Source organism: Streptomyces vastus (genome assembly GCF_039532825.1).
In the GTDB taxonomy this organism is placed as follows: Bacteria; Actinomycetota; Actinomycetes; order Streptomycetales; family Streptomycetaceae; genus Streptomyces; species Streptomyces vastus.
On record NZ_BAAASJ010000058.1, the window covers coordinates 1 to 929 of the forward strand.

Below are 929 nucleotides of genomic sequence, written 5' to 3' on the forward strand. Positions count from 1 at the left end.
CCGCACGACGTGGGCGTGCCGTGGGCGATCGGCTCCCCGGCCGGCGGCCACGACGCGATCCACCCGGACCTGGGCACCCTGGAGGACTTCGACGCCTTCGTGGCGAAGGCCGGCGAGCTGGGACTGGAGATCGCGCTGGACTTCGCGCTGCAGTGCTCCCCGGACCACCCCTGGGTGGCCAAACACCCCCAGTGGTTCCACCACCGCCCGGACGGCACCATCGCCTACGCGGAGAACCCGCCGAAGAAGTACCAGGACATCTACCCCATCGCCTTCGACGCCGACATGGACGGCCTGATCGCCGAGACGCTGCGGGTGCTGCGGTTCTGGACGGACCACGGGGTACGGATCTTCAGGGTGGACAATCCGCACACCAAGCCGGTCGTCTTCTGGGAGCGGGTGATCGCGGACATCAACCGCACCGACCCGGATGTGATCTTCCTGGCGGAGGCGTTCACCCGGCCGGCGATGATGCACACCCTGGCCCAGATCGGCTTCCAGCAGTCCTACACCTACTTCACCTGGCGCACCAGCAAGCAGGAGCTGACCGACTACCTCACCGAGCTGTCCGGCGAGGCGGCCAGTTATATGCGGCCGAACTTCTTCGCCAACACCCCGGACATCCTGCACGCCTACCTGCAGCACGGCGGGCGGCCCGCGTTCGAGGTGCGGGCGGTGCTGGCCGCCACCCTGTCGCCGACCTGGGGCATCTACAGCGGGTTCGAGCTGTGCGAGAACACCCCGGTGCGGGAGGGCAGCGAAGAATACCTCAACTCCGAGAAGTACCAACTCCGCCCGCGCGACTGGGAGTCCGCCGAGCGGGAGGGCCGTAGCATCTCCCCCCTCATCACCCGGCTCAACGAGATCCGGCGGCACAGCCCGGCCCTGCGCCAGCTGCGGGATCTCCACTTCCACCAGGCGGACCAGGA

The 929-nt window shown here is 68.4% G+C and carries 1 protein-coding gene; it reads left to right on the forward strand.

Annotated features, from left to right (window positions below; genetic code table 11):
• The coding region (locus ABD357_RS24330) for an alpha-amylase family protein (protein WP_486389229.1) at nucleotides 1-929 on the forward strand (929 nt) is incomplete at both ends.